Here is a 17,524-nt window from a genome sequence, read left to right as displayed (position 1 = left end):
GCCGGACGAAAGCAGACGCCTGTGCTGACCGTCGACTTCACCCGCTTCCCGCTCGCCGCAGGCGACCGCGTGCTCGATCTGGGCTGCGGTGCCGGGCGGCACGCCTTCGAGTGCTACCGGCGGGGCGCGAAGGTCGTCGCCCTCGACCGCAACGCCGAGGAGATCCGCGAGGTCGCCACCTGGTTCGCCGCCATGAAGGAGGCCGGGGAGGCCCCCGCGGGCGCGGAGGCCACCGCGATGGAGGGCGACGCGCTCGCGCTGCCCTTCCCCGACGACAGCTTCGACGTCGTGATCATCTCCGAGGTCATGGAGCACATACCCGATGACAAGGGCGTGCTCGCCGAAATGGTCCGGGTCCTCAAGCCGGGCGGCCGGATCGCCGTGACCGTGCCGCGCTACGGCCCGGAGAAGATCTGCTGGGCCCTCTCCGACGCGTACCACGAGGTCGAGGGCGGGCACATCCGCATCTACCGCGCCGACGAACTGCTGCGGAAGATGCGCGAGGCCGGACTCCGCCCGTACGGCACCCACCACGCGCACGGCCTGCACTCGCCCTACTGGTGGCTCAAGTGCGCCTTCGGCGTGGACAACGACAAGGCCCTGCCGGTCAAGGCGTACCACCAGCTGCTGGTCTGGGACATCATGAAGAAGCCGCTGGCCACCCGGGTCGCCGAGCGCGCCCTGAACCCGCTGATCGGCAAGAGCTTCGTGGCGTACGCGACCAAGCCGCACACCCCCGAGGGCGTCCTCGGCGACGGACCGGAGGCGCAGGCGTGACGAGCCCCGGCCGCACCGAACGCCTCGTCCTGCCGGGAGTGCTGACCGCAGGACAGGCCGCACAGACCGTGGCGGGCATCCTCGCCGTCCAGCGCGCCGACGGCGCCATCCCCTGGTTCCGCGGGCACCACCTCGACCCGTGGGACCACGTCGAGGCCGCCATGGCGCTGGACGCCGCCGGCGAACACGACCGCGCCGCGGACGCCTACCGCTGGCTCGCCGACCACCAGAACGCCGACGGCTCCTGGTACGCGGCGTACCCCGACCGCACCGACGGCGTGGCCGCCGACGACCCCGCCGACCGCGGGCGCGAGACCAACTTCGTCGCCTACGTGGCCGTCGGCGTCTGGCACCACTACCTCTCCACCGGCGACGACACCTTCCTCGACCGGATGTGGCCCACCGTCTACGCCGCCGTCGAGTTCGTCCTCGCGCTGCAGCAGCCCGGCGGACAGATCGGCTGGAAGCGGGAGGACGACGGGACGCCCGTGGCGGACGCCCTGCTGACCGGCTCCGCCTCCATCCACCAGGCGCTGCGCTGCGCCCTGGCCATCGCCGAGCAGCGCGGGGACGCGCAGCCCGACTGGGAGCTCGCGGCGGGCTGGCTCGGCCACGCCATCCGCCGGCACCCGGAGCGGTTCCTCGACAAGAACCGGTTCTCCATGGACTGGTACTACCCGGTGCTCGGCGGCGCCGTCACCGGGCCGCAGGCCAAGGAGCGCATCGAGGCCGAGTGGGACCGCTTCGTCGTCCCCGGCCTCGGGGTGCGCTGCGTCTCCGACCGGCCCTGGGTCACCGGCGGCGAGAGCTCCGAACTCGCCCTCGCGCTCTGGGCGATGGGCGAGTCGGACCGCGCGGTGCAGATCCTCCAGTGGATCCAGCACCTGCGGTCCGACAACGGGATGTACTGGACGGGCTACGTCTTCGAGGACGACGCGGTGTGGCCGGAGGAGCTCACCTCCTGGACCGCGGGGTCGCTGCTGCTCGCCGTCGCCGCGCTCGGCGGGGACGAGGCGACGACGGCGGTCTTCGGCGGCGAACGGCTGCCGTCCGGCCTCGAACCGGACTGCTGCTGAGCACGGCTCAGGGGTCCTGGCCCGGTGCCCGCGCGACCCGGGCGGGCACCGGGCCAGGACCCCTTGCGGCGACGCGGGTGACGGCGGAGCCGGTCGGCAACGGTTGACGGGCTCGGCCGGTCACGGGGGACGAGGAGCGGACCGGCCGGGGACGGAACGCGCCGGGGGAGACGGGTGACGAGCCGGCGGGGCCGGCGCCGGAGTCCGGCTCCGGGCGGGCTGTTCAGGCGCGGCGCAGCCGGCCGGCGACCGCGTGCCCGATGAAGAGGTACACCACGGCCGGAAGACCGTAGTTCAGCAGCACGCGCAGCCAGTCGGGGTCCACGGTGAACAGGTCGTGGGACCAGCCGGCGAGCCAGCGGGCGGCACCCTGGACGAAGTCGACCAGGTCGTTGGCCCGGTTCGCGTCGAGCCAGTACATGACGATCCACAGGCCGAGGATCACGGCGGCGATGTCCGCGATGGCGGCCAGGATCGTGGCAGCGGTGTTGCTTCCTGAGCTGTGGCGTCTGGACATGGAACTCGTGTTGCCGCTTCCTTTCGGGGGAAACCCGCGGCGCGAGTTGACGGGCGTGGTCCGTCGGGGCCGGGGTGCCCCGTGCCGCCGTGGCCGGCCCCGCACCTTTCGCCGGTCCGGGGTGCAGACCATGGACCCCGTCCGGCACCCGCGGTCGGTCACCGCCCGCCCGGCGCGCGGCCCGGCGGCCCGTGCCGGCTCGCCGCGGCGACGGTCAGGTGTTCAGCTCGGCCAGCACCTGGAGCGTCATCGGGTCGGGCGCGGTGACCAGCAGGTCCGTCACCCGCCCCTTGCGCCAGAGTTCGAGCCGCTCGGCGATCCGCTCCGGCGGCCCGACCAGCGATATCTCGTCCGCGAACGCGTCCGGCACCGCCTCCACCGCCTCCGCTCTGCGGCCTTCGAGGAAGAGCCGCTGGATGCGGCGCGCCTCCTCCTCGAAGCCCATCCGCGCCATCAGGTCGGCGTGGAAGTTGCGGGCCGCGTGCCCCATCCCGCCGATGTAGAAGCCGAGCATCGCCTTGACGGGCAGCAGCCCTTCGGCCACGTCGTCGCAGACCTGGGCGCGGACCATCGGCGCCACCATGAAGCCCTCGGGCGCGTCCGCGAGCGACGCCTCGTAGACCTCGGTGCGCAGCGGCGACCAGTACAGCGGCAGCCAGCCGTCGGCGATCCGGGCGGTCTGGGCGATGTTCTTCGGGCCCTCGGCGCCGAGGAGCACCGGCAGGTCGGGGCGGAGCGGATGCGTGATCGGCTTCAGCGGCTTGCCGAGGCCGGTGGCGCCGGCGCCGCCGTAGGGGTGGGAGTGGAAGCGGCCGTCCAGCTCCACCGGGCCCTCGCGGCGCAGCACTTGGCGTATGACGTCCACGTACTCGCGGGTCGCGGTCAGCGGGCTCGTCGGGAACGGCCGCCCGTACCAGCCCTCGACCACCTGCGGGCCGGACAGGCCCAGCCCCAGCATCATCCGCCCGCCCGAGAGATGGTCCAGGGTCAGCGCGTGCATCGCGGTGGCGGTGGGGGTGCGGGCGGACATCTGCGCGACGGCGGTGCCCAGCCGGATGCGCGAGGTGTGGGCGGCGATCCAGGTCAGAGCGGTGAAGGCGTCGGATCCCCAGGCCTCCGCGGTCCACACCGAGTCGTAGCCGAGCCGCTCGGCCTGGACGGCGAGTTCGACGTGGCCGGGGTCGGGTCCGCGTCCCCAGTAGCCGAGCGCGAGGCCGAGTCGCATGCCGTACCCCTCCCCGTGTGCCCCCTGTGAGGTGCGAGAACTGACGTCACGTCAGATTGTCGCCGACGTGCCGACTCTACGGGGGCCCCGACGCACAGGCAACGGCCCCTCGCCAACCGGCCGCGGCCGCACGGGGACCGCCCATCGTGCCGCGGGCCGGTGCGGGACCGCGAGGCTTCGGGGGCGGCGAGGCTTCGGGGTGGCGGGGCGGAGGCCGGCGCCGGGGCCGGACACGCCGACGGCCCCCCGCCCGGAAGGGGCGAGGGGCCGTGCGGGCGTCGGGCCGTGGCCGGTTCAGCCGCGCTGGATGCCGGTCGTGTCCTGCAGGACGCCGCGCCGGCCGTCCTGCGTCTGCGCGATGAGCGCCGCTCCCCGCTGGTCGACCGCCAGGTACCAGGTGCCGGGCGCCAGTTCGGCGATCGGCGTCGGCGAGCCGTCCTCGGCGTAGAGCGGGCGGGTGACCGGCACCGCGAACCAGAACGGGGCGAACTCGCCGCCGGCCGCGGCCTGGCCGCCCTGCGCACCGGCCGCCGGGCCGGGCTGCGCCGCCTGCTGCTGACCGCCGTAGGACTGCTGTGCGGTGGGCTGGCCGGCCTGCGCACCGTACGGGGACGGGGCGGTCTGCTGGCCCGGGTAGCCGTAGCCCTGCGCCGGCGCCGCACCGTACGGAGAGGGCGCCTGCGGCCGGGGCGCGCCCATCAGCGCGGCCTGGAGCGCCGGGATGCGGGTGTTGAGCACGGCACCCGCGGCGAGGGCGACAGCGGCGATCACTCCGAGGATCTGGCCGACGCCGTTGTCCGCGGGCAGCCCGCCCATGAGCGTCCACAGCCCGGTCCAGGCGGCGAACACCGCGAGCGCCAGGCCCCACTGGTCCAGCCCCAGGCCGGCGATCTTGCGCCCGGCGGGCAGGAAACGGGCGCCGACGATCAGGCCGGCGGCGATGATGCCGGCCAGGTAGAGCGAGGGGAGTACCGGGAACAGATCCGAGTCCCACGCGTTCGTGCTGCAGAACTCGGTGTCGCAGGAGTAGAAGTCGAGGAACGAGGCGATGAACAGCAACACCGCTGCTCCGATCACCACGCCGTCGCCTCGAGTGAGGGAGCGGATGTTCACGTGTTAATCCTTATTCGGTCTCGTCGGTGTCGCTGTCGCCGGTACGCGTGGGCGTGCGGCGCGGGGGTGGGCCCCATCGTACGGATGAATGTAGCGGGGAGTTGCGCGGGGTGTCCGCCACGTCACACACGTCGGTGATTTCCCCTCTTCCCCGCCAATTCCCTGTTGAGTCGATGATTCCTACTTCTTCAGGAAATCCTCGATACCGTTTGCGATGCCCCGGGCCGCGTTCTGCCGCCATTTCGAACTCGTCAGATCGGCCGCGTCGTCGGGGTCGCGCATGTTGCCGCACTCGATGAACACCTTCGGCACCGTTGACAGGTTGAGCCCGCCGAGGTCGGACCGGACGTCCAGGCCCGTACCCCCGCCGATGTAGTTGGACGGGCGGCTGCCGGTCGCGCGGACGAACATGCCGGCGATCCGCTCGCCGAGGTCGCGGGAGGGCTCGACGATGTTTGAGGTGTCGGCGTCACCGCCCCGGACGGACGCCGGGAGGATGACATGGAAGCCGCGGTTGCCGGTCACCGATCCGTCGGCGTGGACCGAGATGACGGCGTCGGCCCCCGCCTTGTTGCCGATCCGTGCGCGCTCGTCGACGCAGGGGCCGTACGGCCGGTCGTTGTCCTGGGTCATCTTCACCGTCGCGCCGCGGTCCGCGAGCAGGGTCCGGATGCGCCGCGAGACATCGAGCGTGAACGCCGCCTCGCTGTAACCGGAGTTGGTGGCGGCGCCGGTGGTGTCGCACTCCTTGCGGTGCGTGCCGATGTCCACCGACTTGGCGATCTCGCCGGTGTGATCGCGGTTGTGGAGGTTGTGGCCGGGGTCGATCACCACGACCTTGCCCGCCAGGGGACCGTCGGGGGCGGGGGAGTCGCCTCGCTGCCCCGCGCCGTCACCGCTGCCGGTGTCCTTCCCGCCGTGGCTCTTGCCGGGGCCGGGCCGGGAGGCGTCGGCCGAGGGTGCCTGCCGCGACGGCTTCTCCTCGCCGCCCTGCGGTGTGCGGCCGTCGGCCCGGGCCGCCGCGGACGGCCGGGACACGGCCTCCTTCGCCCGGCCGTCGCCCGGCCCGCCGATCGCCTGCCAGCCCAGCCAGCCGGCGAAGCAGGTCGGGACGAATACGGACAGAACGATGAGCGCGGTGCCGCCGGGGCTGCGCGGGGGCGGGGGAGGGCTGCCGTTGGACACTCCCGTGATGCTAGGGCATCTTCCGGACGCCCCTCCCGCCCGCGTGGAACCTGCCCTCGGTCGGGGCGGTGCCGGGTCCTTGCGGTGCTCGGTTCGTCTGGAGTGGCTCGCTATGGCGGGAATTCTGCGTTTGGTCCGCTTTGTGTGAGAGGGGGCTGCTGGGGGCGGCCCGCCTGTCTCCGTCCGTGGACCGCTCGGACGCCTGCCTCCCCCGGCGGACCGTTCAGACACCCGTCCCGGTGCGCCGCAGGACATGCAGGGAACCCGCCCGGGAGACCTCGCTGAAGCCCCCGGACTCCAGGGCCCGCCGGTAGATCCGGTACGGCGCCTGACCGCCGTCGGCCGGGTCCGCGAACACGTCGTGGATGACCAGCAGGCCGTCCGGGGCGACGTGCGGGGCCCACCCCTCGTAGTCGGCCGTGGCGTGCTCGTCGGTGTGGCCGCCGTCGATGAAGACCAGCCCGAGCGGCATCCCCCAGAGCGCTGCGACCTGCGGGGACCGGCCGACCACCGCGATGACGTGGTCCTCCAGCCCGGCGTGGAACAGGGTGCGCCGGAACGTGGGCAGGGTGTCCATCCGGCCGACCTCCGGGTCCACCACGTCCGTGTCGTGGTACTCCCAGCCGGGCTGCTGCTCCTCGGAGCCGCGGTGGTGGTCGACGGTGACGGCGACCGTGCCGCCCTCGCGCGCGGCGTCGGCCAGCAGCAGGGTCGAGCGGCCGCAGTAGGTGCCGACCTCCAGCAGCGGGAGACCGCGGACGGCGGCCTCGGTGGCCGCCTCGTACAGGGCCAGGCCCTCGTCCACCGGCATGAAGCCCTTGGCCGCCTCGAACGCGGCGAGTATCTCCGGCTTGGGGCCCGAGCTCATGGAGGTCCTCCTGGTCGTACGGCTGTGACCGCCCATGCTGCCCGATCGCCTGCGGTGGGAGCCGGGTGGGTAGGCGTTGCGCGAGCCCGGGGCGGGCCGCCGGGCTCCTACGCTGAACCGGCCCGAACTGATCGCAGGATCGCAGGATCGCAGGAGGGAAGCACCATGACCCCATCCGTGCCGGGAAGCGCACCGGAGGCGGCACCGCAGGCCCCGACGGGAACGGCGTCGGAAGCCGTCCCGCGGCCCGTGTCCGGCCCGCCCCTCCCGGAGCCGGACCTGGCGGTGCCCGAGCCGGAGCCCGCCCCGGTGATCCCCGACTTCCCGGGCCGCGGGCGGCGCGTCCTGGTCACCGGGGCGGCCCGGGGCGTCGGCCGCGCGGTGGCCCACGCGTTCGCCGCCAACGGGGACCAGGTCGCCGTCCACTACGGGACCAGCCGCGAGGAGGCCGAGGCGACCCTCGCCGGTCTGCCGGGCTCGGGACACGCCCTGGTCGGCGGCGACTTGTCGGACCCGGAGGAGACCGAGGCACTGGTCGACGCGGCGGCCCGGGCGCTGGGCGGCATCGACGTGCTGGTGAACAACGCGGCCATCATGGCCCCGCACCCGCCGGCCGCCACGCTCTACGCCGAGTGGTCCGCCGCGTGGCAGCGGCACACGGCCGTCAACGTGGTGGGCACGGCGAACGCCAGCCATCTCGCCGCCCAGCGGATGATCGCCCAGCGGACGGGCGGGCGGATCGTCAACATCGGCTCGCGCGGCGCGTTCCGGGGCGAGCCCGATCATCCGGCGTACGGGGCGACGAAGGCCGCGGTGCACGCGCTCGGCCAGTCCCTGGCCGTGGCCCTGGCCCCGTACGGCATCGCGGTGGCCTCGGTCGCGCCCGGCTTCGTGGAGACCGAGCGGGTCGCCCACCGGCTCACCGGGCCGGAGGGCGAGGAGATCCGCGTGCAGAGCCCGTTCGGGCGGGTCGCCCGGCCCGGCGAGGTCGCGGACGCGGTGCTGTGGCTCGCCTCGCCGCAGGCGCAGTGGGCTTCGGGGACGGTTCTCGATGTCAATGGGGCGTCTTATCTGCGGACCTGAGGGGGGCGGGGGGAGGCTGTTGTGGGTGCCGGGTGCCGGGTGCCGGGTGCCGGGTGCCGGGTGCCGGGTGCCGGGTGCCGGGTGCCGGTGCCGTCCCGGGTGCGGCTCTGTGCACGGGGTGCCGTTCGGGGTGCCGGGTGCCGTGCCCGGGTGCGGGTTCGGGGCGCTGGGTGCGGTGTGGTGCCGGGGGCCGGGGCCTGCGGGGTGGGGGGTTCCGGAACGTATATTTACGGCCCTGGCGGGCCACAAATACACGGCAGCTTCCGGAACCCCCCACCCCTCCGGCCCCGTCCCCCTCCCGTACATCGGCGGCTCTCCCCCGGTGGCGTGTTGGCGGCCTGAGTCTTCGGACTCTCCGGTTCCGGTGCCGAACGGCGTTCTGTGGTGCCGGTGTCAGGGCGGCCGAGTGGTGCGGACTTTCGCTCGGGGTTGATCCCGTGTGTCACCCGGACATCCGTCGTGTGTGCGAGCGTTTCCGGCCCGGTGTCAGCGGTCTTCCCAAGTGTCGGGTGCTGCGTTATACATGGGGCCCATCGGCTAGAACGCGTTCTAGGCCTGCTCCGGGCCGGACGCGCTGTTCGGGCCGACTTCGGACGACCCCGGTGCGACCGACGGTGCGGACGGCCGTGCCGGGGTCCCCCACACCCACCTGTGGCGAAGGAGCAGACCCGATGCCCATCGACGTCGGACAGGCCCTCTCGGCCGAGCCCCGCCGGACGGATCTCGCCTGGGACCACAAGGACATCCAGCTCTACCACCTCGGTGTGGGCGCGGGGATCCCCGCCACCGCCCCGGACGAACTCCGCTACACGCTGGAGAGCAGGCTGCACGTCCTGCCCAGCTTCGCCACCGTCGCGGGCGGGGCCCTGGCGGCCGCCGGGGGACTGTCCTCGCCCGGGATCGACGTCGACCTCGCCTCCGTCCTGCACGGTGGCCAGCGCATCGAACTGCACCGGCCGATCCCCGTGCGCGGCACGGCCGTTCAGACCTCCCGGATCGCCGCGGTGTACGACAAGGGGAAGGCGGCGGTCATCGTGCTGCGGTCCGCCGCGGCCGACGACGACGGAACGCTGTGGACCAGCGACACCCAGATCTTCGTCCGGGGCGAAGGCGGCTTCGGCGGTGAACGGGGCCCCTCCGGCCGTCTCGAACTCCCCGGCCGGGAGCCGGACCGGACCGTCGAGCGCCCGATCCGCGAGGACCAGGCGCTGCTCTACCGGCTTTCCGGCGACTGGAACCCGTTGCACGCCGACCCCGAGTTCGCGAAGCTCGCCGGCTACGACCGGCCGATCCTGCACGGCCTCTGCTCGTACGGCATGACCCTCAAGGCCGTGGTGGACACCGCGCTCGGCGGCGACGTCAGCCGGGTCCGCGCCTACGCCACGCGCTTCGCCGGCGTCGTGTTCCCGGGGGAGACCCTGCGCATCCGGATGTGGCAGGAGACGGGCCGTATCCAGGCCACGGTGACCGCCGTCGAGCGGGACGACGCGCCGGTCCTCGCGGACACCGTGGTGGAGCACTCCTGACGGAGTCCCGCCACCCCGCACGCCGTTCCACGCTCATCCGCTCCGGCCATCACTCGTCCGGCACCGGGTGGAGGCGGCCTTGCCGTCGCCTCCGCCGCCCGTGAAGGGAGCCCACCGTGCGCGCAGCCGTCCAGCAGGAGATCGGGCAGGACAAGCTCGAAGTCGTCGACGGGATCGAGGCGGTCGGCTTCGGCCCCGGGAAGGTGAGACTCCGGATCCGGGCCACCGGGCTGTGCCACTCGGACGTCTCCGCGATGAACGGCGTGCTGCCGCAGCCCGCCCCCTTCGTCCCCGGTCACGAGGGCGCGGGCGAGGTCATCGACGTCGGCGACGGCGTGACCGGGCTGAGCCAGGGCGACCGGGTCCTCGTCTGCTGGCTGCCCTCCTGCGGCAGTTGTCCCTCGTGCCGGCGCGGCCAGGGGCACCTCTGTCTCACCGGGTTCCTCAACGCCGGGACCCCGAACTTCAAGCGGGCCGGCGGCAGCCCCGAGGACGTCTTCGGCTTCGCCGGAACGGGCACCTTCGCCGAGGAGGTCGTGGTCGGCGCCGGGTGCGCGGTCCCCATCCCGGACGACGTGCCGTACGACATCGCGGCGCTCATCGGCTGCGGCGTCACCACCGGCCTCGGAGCCGCGCTCAACACCGCCCGCGTGGAGGCCGGTTCGTCCGTCGCCGTCATCGGCTGCGGCGGGGTGGGCATCAGCACCATCCAGGGCGCACGGGCGGCCGGCGCGGCGCAGATCGTCGCGGTCGACCCCGTCGTCCCGCGGCGCGAGGCGGCCCTGCGCTTCGGCGCCACCGAGGCCGTCGCCCCCGAGGAACTGGCCGACGCCAAGGCCCGGATCACCGGGGACGAGGGCTTCGACTACGTCTTCGAGGTCGTCGGGAAGTCCGCCACCGCCCGGACGGCGTACGAGACCACCCGCCGCGGCGGCACCCTCTGCGTCGTCGGCGCCGGGGCCATGGACGACCACCTCCAGGTCAACATGTTCGAGCTGTTCTTCGACGAGAAGCGGATCCTGCCGTCGATGTACGGCGGCGGGGACGTGCTCCGGTCCTACGAGCGGGCCATCGCCCTCTGGCGGGCCGGCCGCATCGACCTCCAGGGGCTCATCACCCACCGGGTCCGGCTCGCCGACATCAACGACGCACTGGACCAGATGCGTACGGGTGAGGCCCTGCGCACCTGCATCGAGATCTGACGACGGGCCGGATCGAGCGGGTCCGGTCTGCGGACGGCCCCGCCGGGCCGGACCCCGGGGCCCGGGCCGTGCGCCTCCGCGCGTTTCCGGACGACCGTCCGAGTGCCACCGCACGAGAGCGCCCGCGCATCCGTCCGAGCCGCGCGCCGCACGGCCGTCCGAGCGCTCCGGAACACCGCCCGACGACTTCTGAGAGGACACGTATGCCATCGCAGGGACTGCCCCTCGACGGAAAGGCCGCGATCGTCACGGGTGCCGGTCGCGGCCTCGGCCGCGCGGAAGCCCTCGAACTGGCCAGGCTCGGTGCCCGCGTCGTCGTCAACGACTACGGGCAGCCGGGGCGGGACGGTTCGGGCGCGGCGTCGGCCACCCCCGCCGAGGAGGTCGCCGCGGAGATCCGGGCCGCGGGCGGCCAGGCCGTGGCCCACCTCGGCGACGTGTCGGTGTTCGAGCAGGCGCGGGCCATGGTCGACCTCGCCGTCGGCCTCTACGGCTCGCTCGACATCCTGGTCAACAACGCGGGCATCCTCCGCGACCGGATGGTCTTCTCGATGACCGAGGACGAGTGGGACGCGGTGATCCGGGTCCATCTGAAGGGCCACTTCAACACCACGCGCTTCGCCGCCGAGCACTGGCGGGAACGGTCCAAGGCGACGGGCGGCCCGGTGCACGGCCGGATCGTCAACACCTCCTCGGAGGCGTTCCTCGCCGGCTCGGCCGGCCAGCCCAACTACGCCGCCGCCAAGGGCGGAATCGTCGGGCTGACCACGTCCACGGCCGCCGCGCTCGCCAAGTACGGGGTCACCGCCAACGCCATCTGCCCGCGCGCCCGCACCCGGATGACCGAGGACGTCTTCGCCGGCTTCGGAGTTCCGGAGGACGGCGCGCTGGACGTGCTCGCCCCGGAACACGTCGCCCCGCTCGTCGGCTATCTCGCCTCGCCGGCCGCCGCGCGGGTCAACGGGCAGGTGTTCGTGGTGCACGGCGGAATAGTCGCGGTCGTCGAACGGCCTCGCGTGGCCGCGCAGTTCGACTCCGCGAAGGAGACCTTCAGCCATGCGGAGCTCGACGACCTGCTGACGCCGTACTTCGCGGAGCGCCCGCCGGGCGAGACCTTCGCCGCGGCGGAGGTCCTCGGCCTCAAGCGGGGGTAGCCCCAGGGCGCGGGGCGGGCGGCGCTGCGGACCGGCGCACCCGTGGCGGCTCCCGGACGGCCGGCCGCGCCCCGGCGCACGGTGTCCCCCGCCGGGGCGTGCGGCCGGCCGCACGGGGTCCGACAGGTCCGTTCCGGGTCCGGAAAAGCCGAAAGGCAGCCCCGGGCCGACGGACGGCGCCCGGACTGCCCGGCAATCCCGGTTACGACAGCCTCAGGAATTCTGCTCCTGTGCGGGCCGCCGGTGGCGGCCGTGGACCGGCGTCTGTGCGTCCTCGGTCGCCGCCGGGCCCCGGTGCTTCCCACGGCTGGAAGCGCCCTCGGCGGCAGCTCCCTGAGGGCGCGCCTCGCTCGTGTTGGTTCGTGCTTCGGACATTGGTGACGTCACCCCGTCGAATCGCTTCGTGCTGTGCGCGAGGGCCGCAGCAGCGTGCAGTACGCCGTCCCGAAATGGCCGACGACAGTCGTCAATCGGCCAACCGCACAACATCGGTGAGTAACCGTCGGTGCCCGGTCCGTTCAGCTACGTAGCCCCCGGAGAATTCTAACCAGGCTGATGATCGTGCAGCTACCTGGTTCGAGCCATGGGAGCCTGCTGGAGAGGCACCGGACGGGACGGAGGGTGACTGGCTGAATCCTTACCCTGCCGGGGGTCGGTCATCCCCGGTGGACTGCCCGTTCCCCACGCCTCCACAACCTGGTGACTCCCCTCGGTCCAGGGGCGTGTGTCCAGCCCGGCGATGCTCGCACCGATCGCGACCGGCAGCTCCGGTTCCGGGGGCGAGTGGTCCGCTGCCGGAACCGCCTCCGGCTCCGGCATGCTCCCGGTTCCGGCCGCGAAACCCCCCTCCGGTTCCGCGGAATTCCCCGGTCCGGCCGGGTGGGACACCCGCGGATCACGGATTTCCCCTTCGGCGTGTCGCGGCTCCGGGACGGGAAGCGGCAGCGGTACGGATCCGGCCTGGGACGGCGGCTCCGGCTCCGCTCCGGACGCCGGCGCGGACTCCGCAGCGGCAACCACCGCCTCCGCCGCGGCGACGGCCTCCACGGCGGCAACGGATGCCACGGTCTCCACGGCCTGCACGGCGGCAACGGCCTCCGCCACGGTGATCGCTGCCGCTGCCGCTGCCGCTGCCGGAGCCGCCCCCTCCGTGGGTGCCGCCTCCGCCGTCACCGGCCCCTGCACCGGCCCGCACGCAGGTCCCTGTGCCGGCCCGTGGCCCGCCTGCGGTGTCCGGGCCGTACCCTCGGCCCGGCTCTCGCCCGGTGCCCGGTCCGGCCCCGGCCCCGCCGCCCGCGTTCCCGCGGTCATCCGGGCCAGCCCGCAGGGCACCTCGGCCGTGGCGTACGGCAGCCGCAGCTCGCCGTCCGGCGTCCACAGGCCCGCGCCCGCCAGCCAGCCCTCCGGGGGCGTGAGCTGCCGCAGCTCCCGGCCGGACGGCCGCCACACCCCGACCCGGCTGCCGCCGGCGCCGTCGATCCGCAGCGCCACCGCGCAGTGCTCCGGCATCAGCATCTGGCCCGGCTGGACGGCGAACGGGGTCACCGCCGCGTCCGGCAGCCGCAGCGCCTCGGGGAAGCGCACCGGGCGGCTGCTGCCGAGCACGCCCCAGCCGAGCCGTTCGTGGCCCGGCGCGTCGGACCGCACGAGCAGCAGCCCGCTGTCCGGATCGGCCAGCAGCAGACGGTCGTTGCTCTCCTCGGTGATCTGGAGCAGCGGGCTGATCGCGCCGCCCCGGCCCAGATCCACGGCGACCGTCTTCACCCGGCCGTCGGGCGGCTGCTGATCGAGTGCGAGCAGCCGGCCGGTGCGGTCCAGCCAGGCGCCGCCCGAGCAACGGCCGCGCAGTTCGACGACGTGTTCCGGCCGGACGGGGCCGCTGCTCGCGTCGCGGGGGCGCCCGTCGTACACCCGCCACAGCGCGGTCGAGCGCTCGCCGTGTGCGAGTGCGTAGGCGGCCGTTCCGCCGGGCACCGGCGGCAGCAGGGTGAGCCGCTCGCAGACGACCCCGCCGAGCGACAGTTCACCGGTGCCGGGGCCGGTGGGGTAGAGCAGCGAGAACGCGTACCGGTCCGCGACGCGGCGGCGGATCAGCACCCGGCCGTCGGCGAGCGGCAGCAGCTCGCTGTCCGGCTCCTCGGGCTGGTTGCCGGGCAGCGGGACGACGTACGGCTCCGGTCCGCCGAGCGTCCAGCGCTCGGGGAACCAGTTCCCGGTCTCCGCTCCCCCCGCCAGCCGCGCCCCGTACGAGCCCTCCGCGGAGATCGTCAGCGGCGTCGGTCGCACGGTGCCGCTGTCCGCGGTGGTCTCCGGCGCTGGGGCACAGACCGTCATCAGGGGTCACCTCCGGCGCCCGAAACTAGTTTCGGCCGCTGCGGGCGAACAGTGCGCCTTCCCCCGCTTCACACATAAGGGTGTCGCTTGCCCGATTCCGCTGAGTTTTCGGGCCGGTTTGTGCTCCCGGTGGCGGGCGGGTGCGGCCCTGGTGACACCGCGCGAATGTCCCCGCTGCCGCTCGCCCGCTCCTCCGCCGTAGCGCCGTCCGCGACCCCGTGTGCCGCTCCGTGCCGGGCTCCGGCGCTTCCGCCGGGTGGCGGGCCCGCGGCGGGGCGGCCGGCCGCCGGAGCGGCCGGCCGGGCCCGGTGCCGGACCGGAGCGGTCCCGGCCGGTCCCCGGCACGGTCCGGGCGGGGTCCCCGGTGGGGCAGCGGCAGCACCCGAGGACACCGGTGAGAGGTAACCTCTGACCCGTGCCCGCACTGTCTGAAGTCATCGCCGCGCTCGACACTCTCTGGCCCCCCGAGCGGGCGGAGCAGTGGGACGCCGTCGGCACCGTCTGCGGATCCCCCGACGCCGGGGTCTCGCGGGTGCTCTTCGCCGTCGACCCCGTGCAGCGGGTCGCCGACGAGGCCGTCGAGCTCGGCGCCGACCTGCTCGTCACCCACCACCCGCTCTATCTGCGGGGCACGACGACGGTCGCCGCGTCCACCTTCAAGGGCCGCGTCGTCCACACGCTCATCAAGAACGACGTGGCGCTGCACGTGGCACACACCAACGCCGACCGCGCGGACCCGGGCGTCTCGGACGCCCTGGCCGGCGCCCTCGACCTGCGGATCACCGGACCGCTCGTCCCGGACGCCACGGACCCGGCCGGCCGCCGGGGCCTGGGCCGGGTCTGCGAGCTCGACGAGCCGCTGACCCTGGAGGCCTTCGCCGCCCGCGTCGCCGAGCGGCTCCCGGCCACCGCCCAGGGCATCCGGGTCGCCGGCGACCCGGCCCGCACGGTGCGGACCGTCGCCGTCTGCGGCGGTTCCGGCGACAGCCTCTTCGACGACGTGCGGCAGGCGGGCGTGGACGTCTACCTCACCGCCGACCTGCGCCACCACCCGGCGTCCGAGGCCCAGGAGCGCAGCCCGCTGGCGCTGCTGGACGCCGCGCACTGGGCCACCGAGTGGCCCTGGGCCCAGCAGGCCGCCGCCCAGCTCGACGAGATCTCCGACCGGCACGGCTGGAACCTGCGCACGCACGTCTCCCGCACGGTCACCGACCCCTGGACCGCCCACGCGGCGGCCCGCCGTTCCCCCGCCCCCGGCGCGGGGAACGCCACCGACACCGCACCGCCGGGCCCCACGGGCGCCCGTACGGATGTCCCCACCCACACCTCAGGAGCCCCACGCTGAACGCCGCGCCCGCCGATCAGATCCGACTGCTCGACGTCCAGTCCCTCGACGTCCGCCTGTCGCAGCTCGCGCACAAGCGCCGCAGCCTGCCGGAGCATGCGGAGATCGAGACCCAGAACGCCGACCTCGCGCAGCTGCGCGACCTGCTGGTCGCCGCCCGGACCGAGGAGAGCGACACCGCCCGCGAGCAGACCAAGGCCGAGCAGGACGTGGACCAGGTGCGCCAGCGCGCCGCCCGCGACCAGCAGCGGCTGGACTCCGGAGCGGTGTCCTCCCCGAAGGACCTGGAGAGCCTCCAGCACGAGATCGCCTCCCTCGCCAAGCGCCAGGGCGACCTGGAGGACGTCGTCCTGGAGGTCATGGAGCGCCGCGAGTCCGCGCAGGAGCGGGCCGGTGAGCTCACCGAGCGGGTGGAGTCCGTGCAGGCCAAGGTCGCCGACGCGGTCGGCCGCCGGGACGCCGCCCTCCAGGAGCTCGACGACGAGGTGGCGACCATCACCAAGGAGCGCGAGGTCGTGGCCGCCTCCGTTCCGGCCGACCTGATGAAGCTCTACGAGAAGCTGCGAGGGCAGCAGGGCGGCGTCGGCGCGGCCCGGCTCTACCAGCGGCGCTGCGAGGGCTGCCGGCTGGAGCTCAACATCACCGAGCTCAACGAGGTGCGGGCCGCGGCCCCGGACGAGGTCGTGCGGTGCGAGAACTGCCGCCGCATCCTGGTCCGTACCGGCGAGTCGGGGCTGTAGGCCCCGTGAGTCGACGCTTCATCGTCGAGGCGGACGGCGGGTCCCGGGGCAATCCGGGGCCCGCGGGCTACGGCGCGGTCGTCCTCGACGCCGAGACGGGCGAGCCGCTGGCCGAGGCCGCGGAGTACATCGGCACCGCGACGAACAACGTCGCCGAGTACCGCGGCCTGATCGCGGGTCTGCGGGCCGCCCACGCCCTGGACCCGGAGGCCGCCGTCCGCGTCCGGATGGACTCCAAGCTCGTGGTCGAGCAGATGTCGGGCCGCTGGAAGATCAAGCACCCGGACATGCGTCCGCTGGCGGCCGAGGCGAAGACCGTGTTGCCGTCCGGCCGGGTCACGTACGAGTGGATTCCGCGCGAGCAGAACAAGCACGCGGACCGGCTCGCCAACGAGGCGATGGACGCGGGCAAGCGGGGTGAGCAGTGGCAGCCGTCCCGGTCGACGGCCGCCCTGGACAGCCCGTCCCGCTCCGCCGCGGGGGAGCGGACCGCGACGGCCGCCGCGGCCGTGCCGGAGAAGGACGAGCCGCTCGCCGAGCCCGCGCCCGCCCCGCTCGGCTACGCCGCCGCGGCCGACCTCGGCACCCCCACCACCTTCGTCCTGCTCCGGCACGGCGAGACCGCGCTCACCCCGGAGAAGCGCTTCTCCGGCAGCGGCGGCTCCGACCCCGAGCTCTCGCCCGCGGGCCGCCGCCAGGCCGAACAGGTCGCCGCGGCGCTCGCCGCGCGCGGCACGATCCAGGCCGTCGTCAGTTCACCGCTGCGCCGCTGCCGGGAGACGGCCGAGACGGTCGCCGCCCGCCTCGGGCTGGACGTCCGGATCGACGAAGGGCTGCGGGAGACCGACTTCGGCGCCTGGGAGGGGCTGAGCTTCGCCGAGGTGCGCGAGCGCTACCCCGAGGAACTCGACGCCTGGCTGGGGTCGGCGAAGGCGGCCCCGCCGGGCGGCGAGAGCTTCGCCCAGGTGGCCCGCCGGACGGCACTGGCCCGCGACAAGATCCTGGCCCGCCACGCGGGCCGCACGGTGCTGCTGGTCACCCATGTCACCCCGGTGAAGACCCTGGTCCGGCTGGCCCTGGGGGCCCCGCCGGAGTCCCTGTTCCGGATGGAACTGTCGGCTGCCTCCCTCTCGGCGGTCGCCTACTACGCGGACGGCAACGCGTCGTTGAGGCTGCTGAACGACACCGGCCACCTGCGCTGACCCGAGGAGCCACCCCGCGGAGGCCGATCCGCGGACATGGGCACAGACCGGTGGGGGGCCCCGGGGGCCCCCCCGGGGGGGGGGGGGGCGCGCGGGGGGGGGGGGGGGGGGGGGGCGGGGGGGGGGGGGGGGGCGGGGGGGGGAGGAAATTAGTGGGGGGGGGGCGGGGCCGCCCCC

Annotated in this window: 15 protein-coding genes; 9 read left to right on the top strand and 6 right to left on the bottom strand. The window is 74.3% G+C overall.

The annotated features are described in order from the left end of the window. Positions 1-21: 21 nt before the first annotated feature. Both ACFYYR_RS00865 and ACFYYR_RS00860 read left to right on the top strand, forming a co-directional pair. Positions 22-777 carry a methyltransferase domain-containing protein gene (locus ACFYYR_RS00865; protein ID WP_388845269.1) on the top strand — a complete coding sequence of 252 codons (756 nt, stop codon included), beginning with the start codon at positions 22-24 and terminating at the stop codon, positions 775-777. Beyond that, a complete protein-coding gene (locus ACFYYR_RS00860) occupies positions 774-1,853 on the top strand; it encodes a prenyltransferase/squalene oxidase repeat-containing protein (protein ID WP_388845266.1) in 1,080 nt (359 codons plus the stop codon). Before ACFYYR_RS00865 ends, ACFYYR_RS00860 begins: the two co-directional genes overlap by 4 nt. Positions 1,854-2,076: 223 nt before the next feature. On the opposite strand, the gene ACFYYR_RS00855 is transcribed toward ACFYYR_RS00860, so the two are convergent. From ACFYYR_RS00855 to ACFYYR_RS00835, 5 genes are all read right to left on the bottom strand, one after another. Continuing rightward, entirely contained in the window at positions 2,077-2,370 is a 294-nt protein-coding gene (locus ACFYYR_RS00855) for a hypothetical protein (protein ID WP_388845263.1), read from the bottom strand. Between the two features lie 214 nt (positions 2,371-2,584). Further along, entirely contained in the window at positions 2,585-3,595 is a 1,011-nt protein-coding gene (locus tag ACFYYR_RS00850; RefSeq protein ID WP_388845260.1) for an LLM class F420-dependent oxidoreductase, read from the bottom strand. A 294-nt stretch (positions 3,596-3,889) separates the two neighbouring features. Further along, entirely contained in the window at positions 3,890-4,708 is an 819-nt protein-coding gene (locus tag ACFYYR_RS00845) for a hypothetical protein (RefSeq protein WP_388845257.1), read from the bottom strand. Positions 4,709-4,888: 180 nt separating this feature from the next. Further along, positions 4,889-5,893, bottom strand: coding sequence for an N-acetylmuramoyl-L-alanine amidase (locus ACFYYR_RS00840; protein WP_388845254.1), 1,005 nt, complete (start codon positions 5,891-5,893; stop codon positions 4,889-4,891). A 223-nt stretch (positions 5,894-6,116) separates the two neighbouring features. Then, positions 6,117-6,761: a class I SAM-dependent methyltransferase gene (locus ACFYYR_RS00835; protein ID WP_388845252.1), complete on the bottom strand. Its 645-nt coding sequence runs from the start codon at positions 6,759-6,761 to the stop codon at positions 6,117-6,119. Between the two features lie 165 nt (positions 6,762-6,926). Here ACFYYR_RS00835 and ACFYYR_RS00830 point away from each other — a divergent pair, with 165 nt between their 5' ends. From ACFYYR_RS00830 to ACFYYR_RS00815, 4 genes are all read left to right on the top strand, one after another. Continuing rightward, complete coding sequence (locus tag ACFYYR_RS00830) at positions 6,927-7,844, top strand: SDR family NAD(P)-dependent oxidoreductase (RefSeq protein ID WP_388845249.1); 918 nt, start codon at positions 6,927-6,929, stop codon at positions 7,842-7,844. 671 nt (positions 7,845-8,515) lie between these two features. Continuing rightward, positions 8,516-9,370 carry a MaoC/PaaZ C-terminal domain-containing protein gene (locus tag ACFYYR_RS00825; RefSeq protein ID WP_388845246.1) on the top strand — a complete coding sequence of 285 codons (855 nt, stop codon included), beginning with the start codon at positions 8,516-8,518 and terminating at the stop codon, positions 9,368-9,370. Between the two features lie 116 nt (positions 9,371-9,486). Continuing rightward, entirely contained in the window at positions 9,487-10,572 is a 1,086-nt protein-coding gene (locus ACFYYR_RS00820; RefSeq protein WP_388845244.1) for an alcohol dehydrogenase catalytic domain-containing protein, read from the top strand. Between the two features lie 203 nt (positions 10,573-10,775). Further along, entirely contained in the window at positions 10,776-11,726 is a 951-nt protein-coding gene (locus tag ACFYYR_RS00815; RefSeq protein ID WP_388845241.1) for a 3-oxoacyl-ACP reductase, read from the top strand. A gap of 567 nt (positions 11,727-12,293) precedes the next feature. Here the strand turns inward: ACFYYR_RS00815 and ACFYYR_RS00810 are convergent. Beyond that, positions 12,294-14,060, bottom strand: coding sequence for a hypothetical protein (locus ACFYYR_RS00810; protein ID WP_388845239.1), 1,767 nt, complete (start codon positions 14,058-14,060; stop codon positions 12,294-12,296). A 415-nt stretch (positions 14,061-14,475) separates the two neighbouring features. On the opposite strand from ACFYYR_RS00810, the gene ACFYYR_RS00805 reads away from it, so the two are divergent. From ACFYYR_RS00805 to ACFYYR_RS00795, 3 genes are read left to right on the top strand one after another with little or no spacing between them, the layout of a single operon-like run. After that, positions 14,476-15,405: a Nif3-like dinuclear metal center hexameric protein gene (locus ACFYYR_RS00805; protein ID WP_388845236.1), complete on the top strand. Its 930-nt coding sequence runs from the start codon at positions 14,476-14,478 to the stop codon at positions 15,403-15,405. Beyond that, positions 15,402-16,145 carry a zinc ribbon domain-containing protein gene (locus tag ACFYYR_RS00800; RefSeq protein ID WP_388846399.1) on the top strand — a complete coding sequence of 248 codons (744 nt, stop codon included), beginning with the start codon at positions 15,402-15,404 and terminating at the stop codon, positions 16,143-16,145. Before ACFYYR_RS00805 ends, ACFYYR_RS00800 begins: the two co-directional genes overlap by 4 nt. A 5-nt stretch (positions 16,146-16,150) precedes the next feature. Continuing rightward, positions 16,151-17,347 carry a bifunctional RNase H/acid phosphatase gene (locus ACFYYR_RS00795; RefSeq protein ID WP_388845233.1) on the top strand — a complete coding sequence of 399 codons (1,197 nt, stop codon included), beginning with the start codon at positions 16,151-16,153 and terminating at the stop codon, positions 17,345-17,347. Positions 17,348-17,524 lie beyond the last annotated feature (177 nt).

The organism is Streptomyces sp. NPDC001922 (assembly GCF_042891165.1).
Classification (GTDB): Bacteria; Actinomycetota; Actinomycetes; order Streptomycetales; family Streptomycetaceae; genus Streptomyces.
Note: the sequence above shows the minus strand (reverse complement) of the source record. Positions and strands in the feature narration are given on the sequence as shown.

Coding starts and splice junctions, on each gene's coding strand:
- ACFYYR_RS00835 (WP_388845252.1), bottom strand. CDS start 6,761: ATGAGCTCGGGCCCCAAGCCGGAGATACTCGCCGCGTTCGAGGCGGCC.
- ACFYYR_RS00830 (WP_388845249.1), top strand. CDS start 6,927: ATGACCCCATCCGTGCCGGGAAGCGCACCGGAGGCGGCACCGCAGGCC.
- ACFYYR_RS00810 (WP_388845239.1), bottom strand. CDS start 14,060: ATGACGGTCTGTGCCCCAGCGCCGGAGACCACCGCGGACAGCGGCACC.
- ACFYYR_RS00815 (WP_388845241.1), top strand. CDS start 10,776: ATGCCATCGCAGGGACTGCCCCTCGACGGAAAGGCCGCGATCGTCACG.
- ACFYYR_RS00850 (WP_388845260.1), bottom strand. CDS start 3,595: ATGCGACTCGGCCTCGCGCTCGGCTACTGGGGACGCGGACCCGACCCC.
- ACFYYR_RS00855 (WP_388845263.1), bottom strand. CDS start 2,370: ATGTCCAGACGCCACAGCTCAGGAAGCAACACCGCTGCCACGATCCTG.
- ACFYYR_RS00825 (WP_388845246.1), top strand. CDS start 8,516: ATGCCCATCGACGTCGGACAGGCCCTCTCGGCCGAGCCCCGCCGGACG.